Origin of the sequence: Microcoleus sp. PH2017_35_SFW_U_B, from assembly GCF_020737865.1 — a bacterium.
In the GTDB taxonomy this organism is placed as follows: Bacteria; Cyanobacteriota; Cyanobacteriia; order Cyanobacteriales; family Microcoleaceae; genus Microcoleus.
Map to the genome: position 1 here is coordinate 19,247 of NZ_JAEQDE010000045.1, position 16,746 is coordinate 35,992.

Consider the following 16,746-nt stretch of genomic DNA (forward strand, 5'->3'; position numbering starts at 1 on the left):
GTAATAAGATTTGAGGTTGAATTATTTTACCTACGTTTTAAGCTCAGAACGCTGAGAAAAAAGCTAGACAGAACCATCTGCAAACCTACTGTCAGGCACGTGAGGGAGGGAATAACTAAACGGAGAGTTTTAGAGGAGTCTAGAGAACCGAAATCTGTTTTGCTCCAGATAGTTAATGACAAGAACGAGCCAATTATTCCGATTAATATTAGCGTGATTCCCACGATCAATCCTGTCTCTAGGGTGACATAGCGAAATATTTTGTTGAGTTTGGGGTCTTGCGGTAACAGTTTCTCGCTGATGGCGAAAATTTTGGTGAAGAAAGCGAATGTTACGGCTTGAAAACCGACGATAATTGCGATCGCAGCATACAATAGCGTATGTACATCAAAGCTGATGCTCCCGATTTTTTGAGTACCGGGCAACAGCCAAATGCCAACTATTAAACCCAACATCATCAGCCCCGTACCGGGATACAGAAACAGCCACCGGGGACTGTACAGCAGCAAAAATCGGAGGTGCCGCCAGCCATCTCGCCAAGTTCGCAGGTGTGGCGGGCGGCTGCGGCCGTCGGGAGAGAGTACGGTTGGGACTTCAGTTATCCCCAACTTGTACAGCGAGGCTTTGACGACCATTTCGCTGGCAAATTCCATACCGGTTGTTTGCAAGTCGAGTTTCAAAATTGAGTCTCTCCTGAAACCTCTGAGCCCGCAGTGAAAGTCGCCGGCGGGACTTGAAAAGAATAACCGCCCAACCCATGTCAGCACCGGATTTCCTAAATATTTGTGCAGCGGCGGCATGGCCCCTGGTTTGATGCCCCCTTGAAAGCGGTTTCCCATGACTAAATCGCAGCCTCCCCGCAATTTTTCGACAAAGGCGCCGAGGTGCGAAAAGTCGTAGCTGTCGTCAGCGTCGCCCATGATAATATAAACTCCGCGCGCCGCTACGATGCCTCCCATTAGGGCGCTGCCGTAGCCTTTGGCTGCTACGGGTACGACTCGGGCCCCCAATCGGGTGGCGATATCTTGAGAACCGTCAGTGCTGCCGTTGTCTGCTATGATGACCTCGCCGGCAATATTAAGTTCGCGCAGGGACTTCTGTGCCTTCTCGATACAGATTTCTAAAGTTTCTGCCTCGTTGAGGCAGGGCATGAGTATCGAGAGTTCGAGACTGTATTCCTCGCTGGTGTTGGTCTGTTCTGCCATATGTTTGTTCCAGGCGTTACTGGCGATCGACAATACTTACTGTTCCAGTATCTATGCTTAAATTATTAGTGGTGAAGAAAACTCAACAAAACTTAATTTAAGTTTTTCCAGTTTTTTGGAATGGCAATTTTTGCTGTAATATAGGTTACTTAAACTTATGAGTAGAAGCGTTTTTCTAGTTTTGCTCGCTGCTATTTTGTGCAGTGTTGTAGGTCAATTTAGTCTGAAAGCGGGAGCGAAAATATTAGGACCGATTGGCGCTGCTAATTTAGTTGAAAAAGTTATCGCAATGGCAACTCAGCCTTTGATAGTTGGAGGTCTGTGTTTGTATGCAGTTTCTTCGATCGGCTTTATCGTAGTTTTGTCTCGCGCCAACATTAGCATAGTCTCGCCTTTACTGTCAATTAGTTACTTGTTTACTGTTTTGGGTGGCAAAATTGTATTTGGCGAGCCTTTGCCACCGCTGCGGTTGGTAGGCGTGGGGCTAATTATGACGGGAGTAATTTTTGTACTCAGAGGTCAGGCTGGGGGAGTTACTGGCGGCAATTAACACGATTTGAGATTTGAGATTTGAGATTGAAGATTGAAGATTGAATAATTTTAGCGGTAGGGTGCCTCGCAATTAAAAATCCCTAGTATAAAATCGATCGTCTCATTGCGACGCACCTATGCCATCGCAAATTGAGCAAACCAACTCAAAAATTATGTTGTAGCAACAGTTGAGATGGTATAAGATTGATAATTGAGTGCTGAATTGATAATTTAGGTCGCAGGGTGTATGTGAGTCCTCTGTTATGAAATAATGCTGCAATATGTCTCTGTCCTCTGAGTCTATGAATCTACTTCAATTATTGAGATATCGCACCGCAGTTCTTGCTACTATGCACCAAAAAGAACGGGTGATGGCTCCCATTTTGGAACGAGAATTAGGCGTTATAATTAGCGTACCTGCGAATTTTGATACTGACGCATTCGGCACGTTCACTAGAGAAGTTAAGCGTTTAGGTACTCAAATAGAAGCGGCTCGCCAGAAAGCAGAAAAAGCTTTAGAAGTTGCGGGCGAAACTCTAGCATTTGCGAGCGAAGGTACTTTTGGCCCTCACCCAATGATGCCGTATCTGCCAGCCAACAGAGAAATTGTAATTTTATTAGATAGAGCTAACAATATCGAACTTGTCGGCGAATCTTTGTCATTGGAAACTAATTACAGTCACCAGTTAGTTGCAAGTATAGAAGAAGCCGAGGATTTTGCCCAAAAAGCGGGATTTCCCGAACACGGACTGGTTGTTGTAGTTGGCGATGCTGCACTCGGTAAGGGTGAAATTGTTAAGGGCATTGTGACAGAAAAACAACTTTTTGATGCGGTGACAGCAGGCTTAACAAAATCCTCAACTGGCAAAGTTCACGTCGAAACAGATATGCGGGCGATGTACAATCCCACTCGGATGAAAAACATCGAAAATGCAACTCTCGATTTAGTTAAAAAATTTAAGCAATTGTGCCCGGAGTGCGGTTGGCCGGGATTTGAGATTTCCCAGAGGAAAATGGGGTTGCCCTGCGGACTTTGCTATTTTCCGACTCAGCTAGTGCGATCGACAATTTATCTATGCAAAAACTGCGGTTATACTAAAGAAGAACTGTTTCCCGACGGTCGAGAGACTGCCGATCCCGGTCAGTGTCAGTATTGCAACCCTTAAAAATAAGTTACTAATGATAGCCGTAGCAACCGATCGCAACTGGAAACCCGTTATTAAAGAATTTGAGGCTGTAGTCGGCAAAAACGGCGTAGTGCAGCGCCGTGAAGAATTGATTGTCTACGAGTGCGATGGACTTGCTAGCTACCGCCAGCGCCCCGCCCTGGTGGTATTGCCGCGAACTACCGAGGAAGTGGCAAATGTGGTCAAAATCTGCGATCGCAATTCCATTCCCTGGGTGGCTAGAGGTGCGGGTACCGGGCTTTCCGGCGGCGCTTTACCTGTAGAAAACTGCGTGCTGATTGTCACAGCCCTGATGCGAAAAATCCTGAAAGTTGACTTAGAAAATCAGCAAGTAGTCGTACAACCGGGAGTAATTAATAACTGGGTAACGCAAGCAGTTAGCGGCGCAGGTTTTTACTACGCGCCCGATCCTTCCAGTCAAATTATTTGTTCGATTGGCGGCAACGTTGCCGAAAATTCTGGTGGCGTACACTGCCTCAAATATGGCGTGACAACCAATCACGTTTTAGGATTGAAATTGGTAATTCCCGACGGTTCAATTGTCGATGTCGGCGGCGAAATTCCCGAAATGCCAGGTTACGATTTAACTGGTGTATTTGTCGGTTCCGAAGGCACTTTAGGCATCGCCACAGAAGTTACTTTGCGAATCCTGAAAGCGCCGGAATCTATTTGCGTTCTGTTGGCAGATTTTCCTAGCATAGAAGCAGCGGGCGAATCGGTTTCCGATATTATCAGTGCTGGGATTATTCCCGGCGGCATGGAAATCATGGACAATATCAGCATTAATGCTGTGGAAGATGTCGTAGCAACTGGTTGTTATCCGCGCGATGCGGCAGCAATTCTGCTCGTAGAAATCGACGGTTTAGAAGTGGAAGTTGCTACAAATAAACAGCGAATTTCTGATATTTGCAAGCAGAATGGAGCGCGAAATATCACCACGGCTCACGATCCGGAAACGCGGATGAAAATTTGGAAAGGGCGGAAAGCTGCTTTTGCGGCGGCGGGTCATCTCAGCCCTGATTATTACGTGCAAGATGGGGTAATTCCGCGCACGCAAATGGCTTATGTTTTGAAAGAAATTGAGGGTTTGAGCGAGAAATACGGCTACCGAATTGCGAATGTATTTCATGCGGGAGATGGGAATTTGCACCCGCTGATTCTGTACGATAATTCGGTAAAAGGTGCGCTGGAAAAGGTGGAAGAATTGGGCGGGGAAATTCTCAGGCTGTGCGTGAAAGTTGGCGGCAGTCTTTCGGGGGAACACGGGATTGGTGCTGATAAGAAGTGTTTTATGCCGGATATGTTTTCGGAGGTAGATTTGGAGACGATGCAGTGGGTGCGTCACGTCTTTAATCCGAAAGGTTTGGCGAATCCTGGAAAGATGTTTCCGACTCCGAAGACTTGCGGGGAAGCGGCGAGGGCTAAGGTTGAAACTATGAAGAAGTTGGAGGGTGCGGAGGTTTTTTAAATCCCCAGATGCAGACGGCGGTTGAAACCGCGGCGACACAAGCGATGTCCGCGGAGGCGGGTTGAAGAGAGCAATTACCCAGATGCAGACGGCGGTTAAAACCGCGCCTACACAAACAAAACCCGCCTCCGCGGGTTGAAGAGAGCAATTACCCAGATGCAGACGGCGGTTGAAACCGCGCCTATAAAAACCTGTTAGCCTTCCCGAAGGGTAGTCCGCCGGACGCCGACGGAAAAGGGTAAAATAATTTTCATCGACTACTCTTCTCTTCAACCCGCGGAGGCGGGTTTTGCCTGTGTAGGCGCGGTTTCAACCGCCGTCTGCTGCATCTACAAACAATTTTTATTATGGCTAACCACACTAATGTGCGATCGGCATTTTGATAATAAATTCCGTGCCTTTGCCCAATTCCGAAGTACAATATAATTCTCCTTGATGTCTTTCTACAATAATTTGATAGCTAATTGACAAACCCATTCCCGTGCCTTTCCCAACGGGTTTGGTAGTAAAAAATGTATCGAATATGCGCTGCTTGACTTCCTCAGTTATTCCCGGCCCGGTGTCAGAAATTTTGATTTCTACAACATTGCCGATAACTTCGGTACAAATTCTAATCTGGCGGAAATTTTCCGGCATTTCTTGAAAATCTTCCCTAATGTTCGGATCGTCTAAAGCATCGATCGCATTGCTAAGAATATTCATAAAAACTTGATTTATCGGCCCGGCAAAACACTCTACAAGCGGCAAATTTCCGTATTCTTTGACAATTTGAATTGGCGGCATTTCGCCGTTTCCTTTCAAGCGGTGATTGAGAATTAACAGCGTGCTGTCAATACCTTCGTGGAGGTTAACTGGTTTCATTTGTGAATCGTCGTGCCGCGAAAAGTTCCGCAGCGACTGCACAATCTGGCAAATGCGATCGACGCCTACGCTCATTGAAGACATGATTTTGGGTAAATCTTCAGCTAAAAAGTCGAGATCGTTTTCTGCTGTTTCTTGCTGAATCTCAGCGACTGGATTGGGATAATTTTGTTGGTAAAGTTCTAGGAGGTGAAATAAGTCTTGGATATAATCTTTGAGGTAAGCGAGATTTCCGTGAATGAAGCTGACGGGGTTGTTGATTTCGTGAGCGACTCCGGCAATTAGCAATCCCAAACTGGACATTTTTTCGCTTTGAACTAATTGGGAATGAGTATTTTTTAGTTCGTCAAGTGCTGCTGCTAGTTGTGCTGATTGTTCTCTGCTTTGTGCTTCGGAATTTCGCAAGGATTCTTCGGCTTGTTTGCGATCTGTGATGTCTCTCTGTACGCCGATGAAATGAGTTAATTTGCCTTTTTTGTCGCGCACTGGAGAGATTGAGAAAGAATTCCAGAAAATTGTTCCGTCTTTGCGGTAATTCTTTAATATTACCTGACATTCGCTTTCGGTTGTCAAGGCTTGGCGGATTATTTCTAGTGCCTCGGAATCGGTATCGCTTCCTTGCAAAAATCGCGAGTTTTTCCCGATAATTTCTTCCCGTCGATAGCCTGTCATGCTTTCAAAGGCGGGATTGCAATAAATAATTGGATGTTCTGGATCGGTGGCGTCAGCAATGGTAACTCCGGTGCTGGTAGCAGCCATAGCCCGATCGTACAACCAAAGCATTTCTTCTGCGCGCTTGCGATCGGTAACGTCCCGCAACGTTGCTAAATAAGCCATTTCTCCCTCCCATTCTGTTTCCACCACCCGCATTTCTACTACAGCATTTGCTTTGTGCTGGCGAATAGCTTCAACTTCTGTTTGCACGACGCGCATTCCTGCTGCTTCTGTTTCTCCAACTTGGGGAATAATATCCGAGTCCATCTCAATGTCGCAAGCTGAACCTTCTACTACCAAATTGCCAAAAAATGCTTGGCCTAAAAGTTGCTCTGCTTTGCAGTTAAAGAGCGCTTCTGCTGACGGGTTGGCAAAGCAGACAATCCCTTGCTTATTGACGATTGCGATGCCGTCGGCATTTTTGGCGATCGCATTCCGAAACCGAGATTCACTAGCTTTTAAATCGTGTTCTAACTGTTCAATTGCTTCTTGCATATTTTGCATTTCGCAAATACTAATACTGTCAGATTGTCCAAAATTGGCTTCTATGCAATCATCGGCTATTTTTTGGGGTAACTCTTGACAGTCCATTCTATTGTTCATATTTTTAGAAAGTGTTTTGTGGGTACTTCTAATATTACTGACCTTATTTTCTGAATCAGCTTCATGAAAAAACATATTTAAACCTACCATTTTTTTATTAAGGTGTTGCGATCGCGAAATTTTTATTTTAATCTAGGCAGAAAACAATTTCCCTTCGATGCTAACACATTACCTTTATGATTCATCCTAAAATATTTTTGAAATTTAATATTTATCTCCATGGAATGATCTATTCCACTTGAGTAAGTAATTTCAACAACATCGGGATTTACGTAGTTGGCAAACTAACCATTAAGGCGAGAAATGGCTTCAATCAGCCTCCTAGGGGACAAAATAACACTATCGACTCCCCCTATTCTAAATATTTAGAAGCAATTGCCAAGTATAAATTATTATATGATTTTGAAGTAAGTTCGCTGGCTCACAAGCAGGCTCATGCTTTAACTCTCAGGAAATAATCACAATTACCAATTAGCAAAATATCTACCTGCGGACAGATTTGATATACAATGTAACCTGTCTATTTTTGCGATCGCAATTTCAAACCAATGGCACGTCTAGCACTTCTGAGCGTATCCAATAAAACCGGGCTAATCGACTTAGCGCGCAGTCTAGTAGAAGAATTTGAATTTGACATAATTAGCAGCGGCGGGACAGCAAGCGCCCTCAAAGAAGCAGGAATCCCTGTCACGAAAGTTGCGGAATATACTGGTTCTCCCGAAATTTTGGGCGGGCGAGTCAAAACACTTCACCCGCGCATCCACGGAGGTATTTTAGCACGCCGCGATGTAGCACAAGACCTCGCGGATTTAACGGAAAATCAAATTCGGGCGATCGATCTAGTTGTAGTCAATTTGTATCCATTTGAACAGACTATTGCCAAACCTGGAGTTACTCTAGCAGACGCAATTGAGAATATAGATATCGGCGGGCCGGCGATGCTGAGGGCTTCAGCTAAAAATCACGCTCATTTGACAGTTTTGTGCAATCCAGAACAGTACAATACTTATTTAGGAGAACTTCGGCAAAACGGCGCGGAAGCATCCTTAGAGTTTCGGCAAAAATGTGCGTTAGAAACATTTCAGCATACAGCAAATTACGATCGCGCGATCGCAAATTATCTCAGCAGCCAATCCGAGCCAGAATCGAAGCTACCACAGGAGTTTAGCGTATCGGGAACAGAGCTGCAAACACTCCGCTACGGCGAAAACCCCCACCAAGCCGCCACCTGGTATCAAAGCGGAAATGCACCGACAGGCTGGACAACTAGCACCATCCTGCAAGGCAAAGAATTGAGCTACAATAATTTAGTAGATTTAGAAGCAGCAAGGCGGCTAATTGTAGAATTTCCCGAGACTCCCGCCGCCGCGATTTTGAAGCATACAAATCCTTGCGGTACAGCCTTGGGCTCGACTATTTCGGAAGCGTATCAAAAAGCTTTTGACACGGATTCAGTCTCAGCTTTTGGCGGAATTGTTGCCCTGAATCGCCCGATTGATGCTGCTACTGCAACGGCGCTAACTAAGACATTTTTAGAATGTATTGTCGCCCCGGGGTGCGAACCGGAAGCGGAAGAAATTATCAAGAAAAAGGCGAAAGTTCGAGTATTGATTTTGCCGGATTTGAATCGAGGGCCAGCGCAAACTGTGAAAGTAATTGCAGGCGGTTTGCTGGTGCAAGAATCGGATAATGTAGTAGAAGAAACTAGCAAATGGCGCGCCGTTACCGAGAAGCAACCGACGGCGGGAGAGTGGGAAGAATTGCTGTTTGCTTGGAAAGTAGCGAAACACGTTAAATCAAATGCGATCGTTGTGACGCGCGATCGCACTACAATCGGTGTCGGCGCCGGACAAATGAACCGCGTCGGATCGGTTAAACTAGCGTTGGAACAAGCGGGAGAGAAGAGTAAAGGAGCGATTTTGGCTAGCGATGGCTTCTTCCCCTTCGACGATTCCGTAAAAACGGCGGCTGAGGCGGGGATAATTGCGATCGTCCAACCGGGAGGAAGTATGCGCGATAAAGATTCGATCGCAGCCGCCAACCAACTCGGAATCACCATGGTTTTCACTGATATCCGCCACTTCTTGCATTAGGAATAATGCCTAGCAATTCTTAATTGTGTAGCCTGTTATAGGGATATATAACGGTGTTCAGAAAGATGAGGTATGTTGTTGGGCTTCAGCCCTTCTTAGTTTAGCAGTTATATAAGCTGTCATTCATACCTCATCTTTCTGAGAAAGGCTATAATAGTGTTCATTGGTCTTAACTTAAGTCTAAAAGATTTGGATTTCTCGTTTATATCCGAGTCTAGATCCCCCTAAATCCCCCCTTAAGAAGGGGAGTAGGGGTTGACTTTGAGAATACTCTTATCCCCCATTAAGACGTGGGACTTTGATAATACTCTTGTCCCGTCTTAAGACGGGAGACATTGACACTCTTGTCCCGTCTTAAGACGGGAGGCTTTGACTCTTATCCCCTACTAAGACGGGAGACTTTGACAATACTCTTGTCCCCCCCTTCTTAAGGGGGGCTAGGGGGGATCGAGAAGACTATGAAACCAATCAAAACTGTTATATTCCTACCAATTTTCCAGTTGCGTCCTTAAAAAAATTATGACTTACAGTGAACAGCAAATTAAACCCCAAGACGTAAAAGTTAAAATCCTGCTTACCGGCGGACATCAGTGCACTATTACGCTCAAATCCGACACACCATTATTGCACAACCTTGTCAAAGCATTAGTCGATCGCCAGCAACAGACAGTAGGTTTTTCCACCTTATTCCAAATCCCCATAGACGACGGGCGTTCCAGCCTTTCGTTTCCCGCCGAACATCTCGTCGGATTAGTCACCGAACCCCCAATTTTCTTGCAGCAACCGCAACCGCAGCAGCCAGCAATCCCCCTAGAAATTATCCCAGAAATTCCCCCAGAAATTCCCGCAGAAATTCCCGCCCCTGCACCCGTAAATGACGATTTAATATCTCGCTACGCCCAAATAGATAACTTTTTGACAACCGCAGAAAAGAACAAACTAATCAAATATGTTTTAGCCAAAGAGTCAGAATTTGTAACTACCAGTACCTCAACAAATGCCGAAGATTACCGTCGCTCAATGGTGCTCCACTCCTTCCCGGAATTTTCTACACTGATGGTGAATCGCATTAAAGCAATTCTCCCCGATGTGCTGCGTAAATTAAATATCCCAGCATTTGCGCTTGGTGACATAGAAGCTCAGTTAACTATGCACAATGACAACAACTTTTATAAACTTCACAACGACAGCGGTTCGCCAGATACCGCAAGCAGATTTTTTACTTACGTTTATTATTTCAACCGAGAACCTAAGGCTTTTTCAGGCGGGGAATTGCTGATTTACGATAGCAAAGTCGAGAACAATTTTTATGTTGCAGATGAGACATTCAGAACGGTTGAACCTCGGAATAATAGTATTGTATTTTTTCTGAGTCGCTATATGCACGAAGTTTTGCGAGTTAGCTGTCCCTCTAAAGCTTTTGCTGATAGTAGGTTTACTATTAATGGCTGGGTGCGTAAAGCCGATTGAGACAAGATTTGCGGGTTAAGATAAAACGGCGGTTGAAACCGCGTCTACAAAAACAAAACCCGCCTCCGCGGGTTGAAGAATGGATGGTTAACATTACGTTTTTTCTTGACACAGCATTTTCTTCAGTCCGCGGAGGCGGACTTGGTTTGTATAGACGCGGTTTCAACCGCCGTCTGGTTGGTTTGTATAGACGCGGTTTCAACCGCCGTCTGCATCTCCCACGATGCGATTTTTACTCCTGAGCTCCGGCATTTTTGAGCAATTTCACGACAGTGGAATAACCTTTAAATTCAGCTAACATTAAAGCTGTATAATTTCCCGGATTTTTGTGATTTAACTCTGCACCAGCGGCGATTAAAATCTCTACAGCATCAGCATAACCGCGATGGGCGGCCCACATCACAGCGGTTGCGCCGGATTCATCGAGCAAGTTGACATCTGCACCTTTTTCGACTAATATTTTGACGATCGCCATATAACCGCGATCGCACGCCTTCATTAAAGCAGTTTTCCCCAAATCCGCCGGGATATTCGGATCTGCACCGCCGTCAAGCAAGGCTTTCACCGTTTCAGTATGTCCGTGAAACGCAGCTAGAGTCAAAGCTGTCTCGCCAAAGTTTTTAGCATTCAGGAAATCTGGACGATTTGAGTTTACTTTTTGCAGCAAAGCGGATACGATCGCACTGTGACCGTGAACAGCCGCCACCAGCAAAGGCGTATCGCCCAACCGATTTCTCGAACCGACATAAGCACCTCGGTTTAACAGCAATTCCACCACATCTTGACAGCCTTCAACCACGGCAAAATTCAACGCAGTTTCGTCATCTCTGTCCTTCGCGTTGAGATCCGCGCCAGCATCTAGTAAGATATGTGCGATCGGCAAATTTCCCCCAGCAGCCGCCGCCATCAAAGCCGTCCCGCCATCTCCACTTTTGACATTCGCATTAGCACCCGCAGCCAGCAAAACTCGCACCGCATCAACATTACCGCAATCCGCAGCCAAAGTTAAAGCAGTTTCGCCCTCTTTGTCGGGAATTTCCAAATCAGCACCAGCGGCTAGCAGCGTCTCGACTACCGCCAAATTGTCCGCCGTAGCAGCCAGCATCAAAGGAGTTTTGCTCCTCTGATTTTTAAGATTAACATCCGCAGCGCGATCGAGCAAAATTCGGACAATTTTAGCGCTACCTTGACTAATAGCTGAAAATAGCATAGAATTATCAGCAACAGCACCCGCATCAGCCAAAGCTTGAACAACAGCTTCGTGTCCCGACAAAGCAGCTATTTTCAGAGCCGAATCTCCATCTTTATCTCGGACATTCACATCAGCCTTAGCATCAAGTAACAGCCGGACAACATTGATATCACCTTTGAGAGAAGCCGCCATCAAAGCCGTACTTCCATCATCATTTTTAGCATCAACATCAGCACCCGCAGCCAACAACAGCCGCATAACATCAGCCTGTTTGTTAGCCGCAGCCAACATCAAAGCCGTGAGGCCAAAACGTCTGCTTGCGAGGTTGACATTAGCGTCATTGTTTAGTAAAATACGCACGATTTCCGTATAGCCCTTTTGGGCGACAAACATCAAAGCCGTCGTCCCCTCAGAGTCTTTGGCGTTAGCGTCAACGCCCTTAGCGAGTAAGGCTTGGACGTGAATAATGTTGCCAGTCTTGGCAGCTTGGATCAATACAGCGTCTTGTTTAGTGGCAGGCATAATAGTCTCTCATACCGTATATTTGTACCGTCGCACGAGACGGACTTACTGGTATGCTAAGTTTTATGAAGTATGTTTACTAATCCTGAGAACACTATGAATCTGGAAATTCCGCAGTCTGTGAAAGTTTGGAGTCAATTCTTCCACCCAGTTTTAATGTGGGTATTGCTAGCAATCTCATTTTATGCTTTGTATCTGGGAATTCAAATCCGCCGTACCAGAAGTGCGGAAGGTGATGTCAAGAAAGAGTTAATTAAGGGCAAATTCAATATCAAGCACCATCAGATGGGCTCTTTGCTGCTAGGCTTGATGGTAACGGGTGCGATCGGCGGAATGGCCGTCACCTACATCAACAACGGCAAACTATTTGTCGCCCCGCACCTAGTAGCAGGCTTGGGAATGACCGCTATAATTGCCATTTCAGCGTCTCTGACTCCGTTCATGCAAAAAGGTCAAAATTGGGCGAGATACACTCACATCGTTCTAAATGTGGGGCTGTTGGGGCTATTTGGCTGGCAGGCGGTAACAGGTGTAGAAATCGTGCAAAGAATCATCAGTAAAATGTAACGTTTAAAGTACGATTCAGGACTTGCGCGCGGGTGTCCAGAAACCGGGTTTTTCACGCGTTTACTTCGCTGTAGGCGTAAATTCTGCTAAAAACCCGGTTTCTTTAATCGTAACATTCGTAGGGTGTGTCGCGATCGACAATCTCATAGCGACGCACCTTGGTTGTTCAACAGTTGAATAAACAACCCTATCTTTTAGTCTTTCCCAACAGTCGTAAGATACATCGCGCTCAGATTATCGATGGAATTAATGAATTTTTATAATAGCGACGCACCCTAAAAAAATCAAAGCCATGCTAGAAACCCTCATCAACTATTTTGTTTGCGCCACCAAAGGCCACATTACAAAAAACCAATTAATCAAATTCTTATATTTAGCCGACCTTTATGCTGTCAAATGGACAAACAAACAACTTACGCAGCTCAATTGGCGTTATTATCACTATAGCCCTTGGAACGAAGACATAATAGTCGCCTTAAATCAAATGAATGGCAAAACAATTGTTCAAGAATTTGTGGGAGAAACTATATTTATCCGACTTGGTGCCGAAGCAGGTAATATCGATGATTTAGAATTACCTGTAGGACTAAAACTAATGCTAGAAAACATTCGGAAAGAATGGGCAGGTTCAGGACAGGATAAAATCCAGAAGTTGCTAAAGTATGTGTACAGCACTGCGCCAATGATTGAGGTTAAAGATAGCCATCAACAAGATCAAGTGGTGAGGCTGAATCTAGAGACAGAAAGACAAAAATTAATCAATGAATTAGGGTGATAATGTGGCTGGAAAAACACCTCGTCAAGGTTGGATTTATTTAGTGAATCCCCAGAAAGTATCTCTTCGTTGCCAACACAATCATAATCACATTTATGATTTAAGTCAACCAGACGAGATGGAATGCAAGACAGTTGATTGTAAACTAATAGTTAATTATAGTAGGGTTTTGCGGGGAGAGCATCATTATCTCTTTTGGGAAATCGACCAATTTCAAGATAAGTCTGAATGCTTACAAACTTTTACCGTGATTCCCTTAACTTTCCAAGAAACCTGTAAAGGTTTGCCAACAGCGTATCCGATTAACTCGACTAGCAAAAATGGTCTCGATCGCAATTCATTGGCTTTAGTGCATCAGATATGTACTATTGATGCTAATTGTTTTAAGGACTCCCAAGGGAATTGGTTTGAGCGAGTTGGACAAGTGGATAAAGGAGATAAGGAGTCGATAGAAGAACGTTTAAAGTATTTTTTGAATCTGGAGAATGATTCTAGTGATGATTGGTTGATCGAGAATGTGTCTGTGGAAGTTTTAGAGAAAGTTTTTGATTATTTGCCGAAGGACATGACGAAAAAGATTGATTTAGAAAAAGTCATAAGCGATCTAGAATTATGGTAAGATTAATTATCTCTGAACTTGCACTTAATATAGCCATCAGAATATAGTCCCAACCACAGAAAGATAAAACTTCTTCATTTCTGAGAGAAGAGCATTAACCCAACCGTATTGAGTTATCAATTGTCATTGCGAGGGACGAAGCAATCGCAATATCTATTTTTCATGGGTTTTCCCTGGGTGCGGAATGGGGGCTATAAACCCTAATACAATTGGTTTGATCGTTGGGAATGCGAGTCCTCTGATTGATGCGGACTTGCATTCCTCACTACGAACCTTTGAGTCTTCTGATTGATGCGGACTTGCATTCCTCATTACGAACCTTTGAGTCTTCTGATTGATGCGGACTTGCATTCGTCACTACGAACCTTTGAGTCTTCTGATTGATGCGGACTTGCATTCCTCATTACGAACCTTTGAGTCTTCTGATTGATGCGGACTTGCATTCCTCACTACGAACCTTTACTTGAGGTTGGGCGTTGTGAACTTTGAAAACCAGCGGTTTTTCAGTTTCTTTAAGTGCGATCGCCTTAAATTATCCACCAACCGCCGCAACTGATCCAAATTTCCCGCTTCGCCACCGTACTTCCACCGCACGTAAGCTTGCGAAACTTCCTCAATTACCTCAGCTTCATCGGTTGCATGATGGCCGCGCATTGCCTCAGCATACTCCAAAGGCGTTTGAGCTTTCTGCTTGGCAAATCCCCGACTCGCCAAATCCTTCAACATTTGCTGATAAACCCCCTCTACCGGCGGTAACTTACCCAGCCAACGCCGATAGCGCCACTTGCGCCACCCTTGCCAAATTAACCAGCCAATGAAGCCAAAGCCGATCGCACCAATCAACCCAGTAAACAACCCAACCCAACCCTTAGCAAACTGTCCCAGAAACCAGCCCAGAATCAAAGTGATCCAGCCAATTACAAAACCGATAACCGAATCCAGCCCGCTTCTCAGAGGCGTCGGTAGCCAACCCGCGATCCACTTCCAAAACCATTCCAGCGCGCTAAAAGTCTGGTTGTCTTCCACCGAAGCCGGCATCAACGGATAACCTGGAATCGGATTAAAACCAAACCAGCCGTAATTGGGAAAATATACTTCCGTCATCATGAAAGCGTCGGTATTTTTTACCACATACAAACCAGTAAACGGGTTGAACTCCCCCGTATCGAAACCGCCAGCCACTCGCGCCGGAATCCCGATCGATCTGAGCATAATTGCCAGTACCGTCGAAAAATGGTCGGGATATCCGCCTGTAACCTTTTTGCCGTCTTGCGTGTTTTGATAGCCAAACAGAAAACCCTCGACTAAATCTTCTGTTTCTTGCAAGTAAGGCAAAGCTTTTACAAGTTTATAATTCGGGTTTTGCTTCAAATATTGAGCTAAATACAAAGCTTTTTCGTAGGGAGAATCGATCGCCCTGTCTGACTTAGCTACTCTAGTTCTCGCCAACAAAATTTCTTCTGTTTTTTCTCGCACCTTGGCGGCAATTTTCGGCGGCACGTCCAAATAGAACTTGCGAATATTTTTCGGATAATTAGTACCAGTTTGCCCCAACCCGGAGCGATCGCGAACAGGTACATTAGAAATCACCGTATAAGTCAAACCTTCCCGCAATTCCACAGGCGATCGCAAACCGCCCTCCGCATCCACCGCCACATCCATCGTCGGAAAATACAGTTCCTTCGGCTTAGCCAAAGCCGGAATCAAATTCGGCAACTGAGCAATAATAGTATAACTTTGAATCACCTCTTGAATCCGAGGCGCATTCGGAAACGGATTCAGATAAAATTGAAAAGACCACCTAGGTCTATTCACCTTTTGAGCTTGTTCGTTGCGAGAAATTTCCCAACCCTGACCAGTGTACTTGTCAAAGCCCAACACCCGCCAAAAACCCGCCGCTTGCGATCGCACCCGCATCACCACTTGGGGTTTCATTTCCCCCCGCAAATTCTGATTGATGCGCTGGTTGAAACCGTAATAAAAAGTTGAGTCCACCTCTCCTGGCCCTTTGTCTGGGTTTCTCCCCCTTCCTCCGCCAGTCCCTTGTTCATTTCCCCCTCTGACATACCCCGGATTTAAAATGCTGCGCGAGTCAAACTCCCCCTGATATTGAATGGGAGCACTGACAGGAAAAGTCCGCAACTGATAGCCCGGGAGGCGCGGCAAAAACGCAAAAATAGTCAGCCCCAACCCGAGAGTTATCGCTAGCAGCCAACCAAAATACTTGGGGGATAGAGTAGCAGCAAATAGTGACCAGTTCTTATTTTTGGCTGCACCTTCTACTTTCTGCTTGCTATCGTCTGCCTTGGAAAGTCCCAAGCGCGATCGATAATCCAACACCAAAGTCGGCAGCGCTAAAGCCAAAAACACCACTAGCAACGGCCCAAAAGTCAGCGTTTGACTGATAGTCGCCGCTACACTCAACAAAATCAACCCGATGACGATCGAATAGCCCAAATCTTTGCGGCGGGGCAAATCGAAGCTGTGTAACACTTGAATGTGAATTAACAGTTGCGCCAAAACTAACCGGGTATCGTTCAATTCCCCTATCAAACGGGTAAAAAAAGCCAACAGCGCCACCAGCATGGCAATAGCTATGCAGAACTTAGCAGCCACATTGCGATCGCGGCGGCGGTACCAACTCCAAGTTGCCCCCACAATGCTAACAGGCACAGCCCACAGGTTCAGCGCTTCTTCAGCAGCAACGTCTGTCGCCACAATGCCCACAATTACCAACAACTGAACCAGGATTCGCAGCAGCAAAGAATCCTCAATCACCGGCGGAGGCATCGCCTCAATCTGCTCCCACAGCTTACCCAAAACAGGTATCTTTCGCAGGTTATCAGTTGTCATGTGCACCCATCCAACGATTTTAGATTTTAGATTTTAGATTTTAGATTGAATCCACAGATAAATCTGAGAGGGCTTTAACTAAAATC

The 16,746-nt window shown here is 45.4% G+C and carries 12 protein-coding genes; 8 read left to right on the forward strand and 4 right to left on the reverse strand.

Annotation, left to right across the window (positions count from 1 at the left end):
* Positions 1 to 26 precede the first annotated feature (26 nt).
* Positions 27 to 1,205 (reverse strand): glycosyltransferase family 2 protein, encoded by a 1,179-nt coding sequence (locus JGK36_RS12910; RefSeq protein ID WP_293191420.1) that lies wholly within the window; start codon positions 1,203 to 1,205, stop codon positions 27 to 29.
* A gap of 157 nt (positions 1,206 to 1,362) precedes the next feature.
* Here JGK36_RS12910 and JGK36_RS12915 point away from each other — a divergent pair, with 157 nt between their 5' ends.
* From JGK36_RS12915 to glcD, 3 genes are all read left to right on the forward strand, one after another.
* Positions 1,363 to 1,755 (forward strand): transporter, encoded by a 393-nt coding sequence (locus JGK36_RS12915; protein ID WP_293150051.1) that lies wholly within the window; start codon positions 1,363 to 1,365, stop codon positions 1,753 to 1,755.
* Positions 1,756 to 2,038: 283 nt separating this feature from the next.
* Complete coding sequence (locus JGK36_RS12920; RefSeq protein WP_293197059.1) at positions 2,039 to 2,902, forward strand: DUF6671 family protein; 864 nt, start codon at positions 2,039 to 2,041, stop codon at positions 2,900 to 2,902.
* 13 nt (positions 2,903 to 2,915) lie between these two features.
* Complete coding sequence (gene glcD, locus JGK36_RS12925) at positions 2,916 to 4,391, forward strand: glycolate oxidase subunit GlcD (RefSeq protein ID WP_293181779.1); 1,476 nt, start codon at positions 2,916 to 2,918, stop codon at positions 4,389 to 4,391.
* Positions 4,392 to 4,751: 360 nt separating this feature from the next.
* On the opposite strand, the gene JGK36_RS12930 is transcribed toward glcD, so the two are convergent.
* Positions 4,752 to 6,569, reverse strand: coding sequence for a PAS domain S-box protein (locus JGK36_RS12930; protein ID WP_293197058.1), 1,818 nt, complete (start codon positions 6,567 to 6,569; stop codon positions 4,752 to 4,754).
* A 548-nt stretch (positions 6,570 to 7,117) separates the two neighbouring features.
* On the opposite strand from JGK36_RS12930, the gene purH reads away from it, so the two are divergent.
* Both purH and JGK36_RS12940 read left to right on the forward strand, forming a co-directional pair.
* Positions 7,118 to 8,662, forward strand: a complete 1,545-nt coding sequence (purH, locus tag JGK36_RS12935; protein WP_293181775.1) for a bifunctional phosphoribosylaminoimidazolecarboxamide formyltransferase/IMP cyclohydrolase — start codon at positions 7,118 to 7,120, stop codon at positions 8,660 to 8,662.
* A gap of 519 nt (positions 8,663 to 9,181) precedes the next feature.
* Positions 9,182 to 10,132: a 2OG-Fe(II) oxygenase gene (locus tag JGK36_RS12940; protein ID WP_293181773.1), complete on the forward strand. Its 951-nt coding sequence runs from the start codon at positions 9,182 to 9,184 to the stop codon at positions 10,130 to 10,132.
* A gap of 232 nt (positions 10,133 to 10,364) precedes the next feature.
* On the opposite strand, the gene JGK36_RS12945 is transcribed toward JGK36_RS12940, so the two are convergent.
* Positions 10,365 to 11,846 carry an ankyrin repeat domain-containing protein gene (locus JGK36_RS12945; RefSeq protein ID WP_293181771.1) on the reverse strand — a complete coding sequence of 494 codons (1,482 nt, stop codon included), beginning with the start codon at positions 11,844 to 11,846 and terminating at the stop codon, positions 10,365 to 10,367.
* Between the two features lie 96 nt (positions 11,847 to 11,942).
* Here JGK36_RS12945 and JGK36_RS12950 point away from each other — a divergent pair, with 96 nt between their 5' ends.
* The 3 genes from JGK36_RS12950 (at position 11,943) to JGK36_RS12960 (ending at position 13,807) form a co-directional block, all read left to right on the forward strand.
* A complete protein-coding gene (locus tag JGK36_RS12950) occupies positions 11,943 to 12,413 on the forward strand; it encodes a DUF4079 domain-containing protein (RefSeq protein ID WP_293181769.1) in 471 nt (156 codons plus the stop codon).
* Between the two features lie 292 nt (positions 12,414 to 12,705).
* Positions 12,706 to 13,188, forward strand: coding sequence for a type II toxin-antitoxin system antitoxin SocA domain-containing protein (locus tag JGK36_RS12955; protein WP_293181767.1), 483 nt, complete (start codon positions 12,706 to 12,708; stop codon positions 13,186 to 13,188).
* 4 nt (positions 13,189 to 13,192) lie between these two features.
* Positions 13,193 to 13,807 carry a type II toxin-antitoxin system PemK/MazF family toxin gene (locus JGK36_RS12960; RefSeq protein WP_293181765.1) on the forward strand — a complete coding sequence of 205 codons (615 nt, stop codon included), beginning with the start codon at positions 13,193 to 13,195 and terminating at the stop codon, positions 13,805 to 13,807.
* A gap of 459 nt (positions 13,808 to 14,266) precedes the next feature.
* On the opposite strand, the gene JGK36_RS12965 is transcribed toward JGK36_RS12960, so the two are convergent.
* On the reverse strand, positions 14,267 to 16,660 hold the full coding sequence (locus JGK36_RS12965; RefSeq protein ID WP_293197057.1) for a transglutaminaseTgpA domain-containing protein: 2,394 nt from the start codon (positions 16,658 to 16,660) through the stop codon (positions 14,267 to 14,269).
* Between the last annotated feature and the right edge of the window lie 86 nt (positions 16,661 to 16,746).

What these genes read in the sequence shown, in the direction of transcription:
- JGK36_RS12910 (WP_293191420.1), bottom strand. Translation starts at nt 1,205, where the DNA reads ATGGCAGAACAGACCAACACCAGCGAGGAATACAGTCTCGAACTCTCG.
- JGK36_RS12915 (WP_293150051.1), top strand. Translation starts at nt 1,363, where the DNA reads ATGAGTAGAAGCGTTTTTCTAGTTTTGCTCGCTGCTATTTTGTGCAGT.
- JGK36_RS12920 (WP_293197059.1), top strand. Translation starts at nt 2,039, where the DNA reads ATGAATCTACTTCAATTATTGAGATATCGCACCGCAGTTCTTGCTACT.
- glcD (WP_293181779.1), top strand. Translation starts at nt 2,916, where the DNA reads ATGATAGCCGTAGCAACCGATCGCAACTGGAAACCCGTTATTAAAGAA.
- JGK36_RS12930 (WP_293197058.1), bottom strand. Translation starts at nt 6,569, where the DNA reads ATGAACAATAGAATGGACTGTCAAGAGTTACCCCAAAAAATAGCCGAT.
- purH (WP_293181775.1), top strand. Translation starts at nt 7,118, where the DNA reads ATGGCACGTCTAGCACTTCTGAGCGTATCCAATAAAACCGGGCTAATC.
- JGK36_RS12940 (WP_293181773.1), top strand. Translation starts at nt 9,182, where the DNA reads ATGACTTACAGTGAACAGCAAATTAAACCCCAAGACGTAAAAGTTAAA.
- JGK36_RS12945 (WP_293181771.1), bottom strand. Translation starts at nt 11,846, where the DNA reads ATGCCTGCCACTAAACAAGACGCTGTATTGATCCAAGCTGCCAAGACT.
- JGK36_RS12950 (WP_293181769.1), top strand. Translation starts at nt 11,943, where the DNA reads ATGAATCTGGAAATTCCGCAGTCTGTGAAAGTTTGGAGTCAATTCTTC.
- JGK36_RS12955 (WP_293181767.1), top strand. Translation starts at nt 12,706, where the DNA reads ATGCTAGAAACCCTCATCAACTATTTTGTTTGCGCCACCAAAGGCCAC.
- JGK36_RS12965 (WP_293197057.1), bottom strand. Translation starts at nt 16,660, where the DNA reads ATGACAACTGATAACCTGCGAAAGATACCTGTTTTGGGTAAGCTGTGG.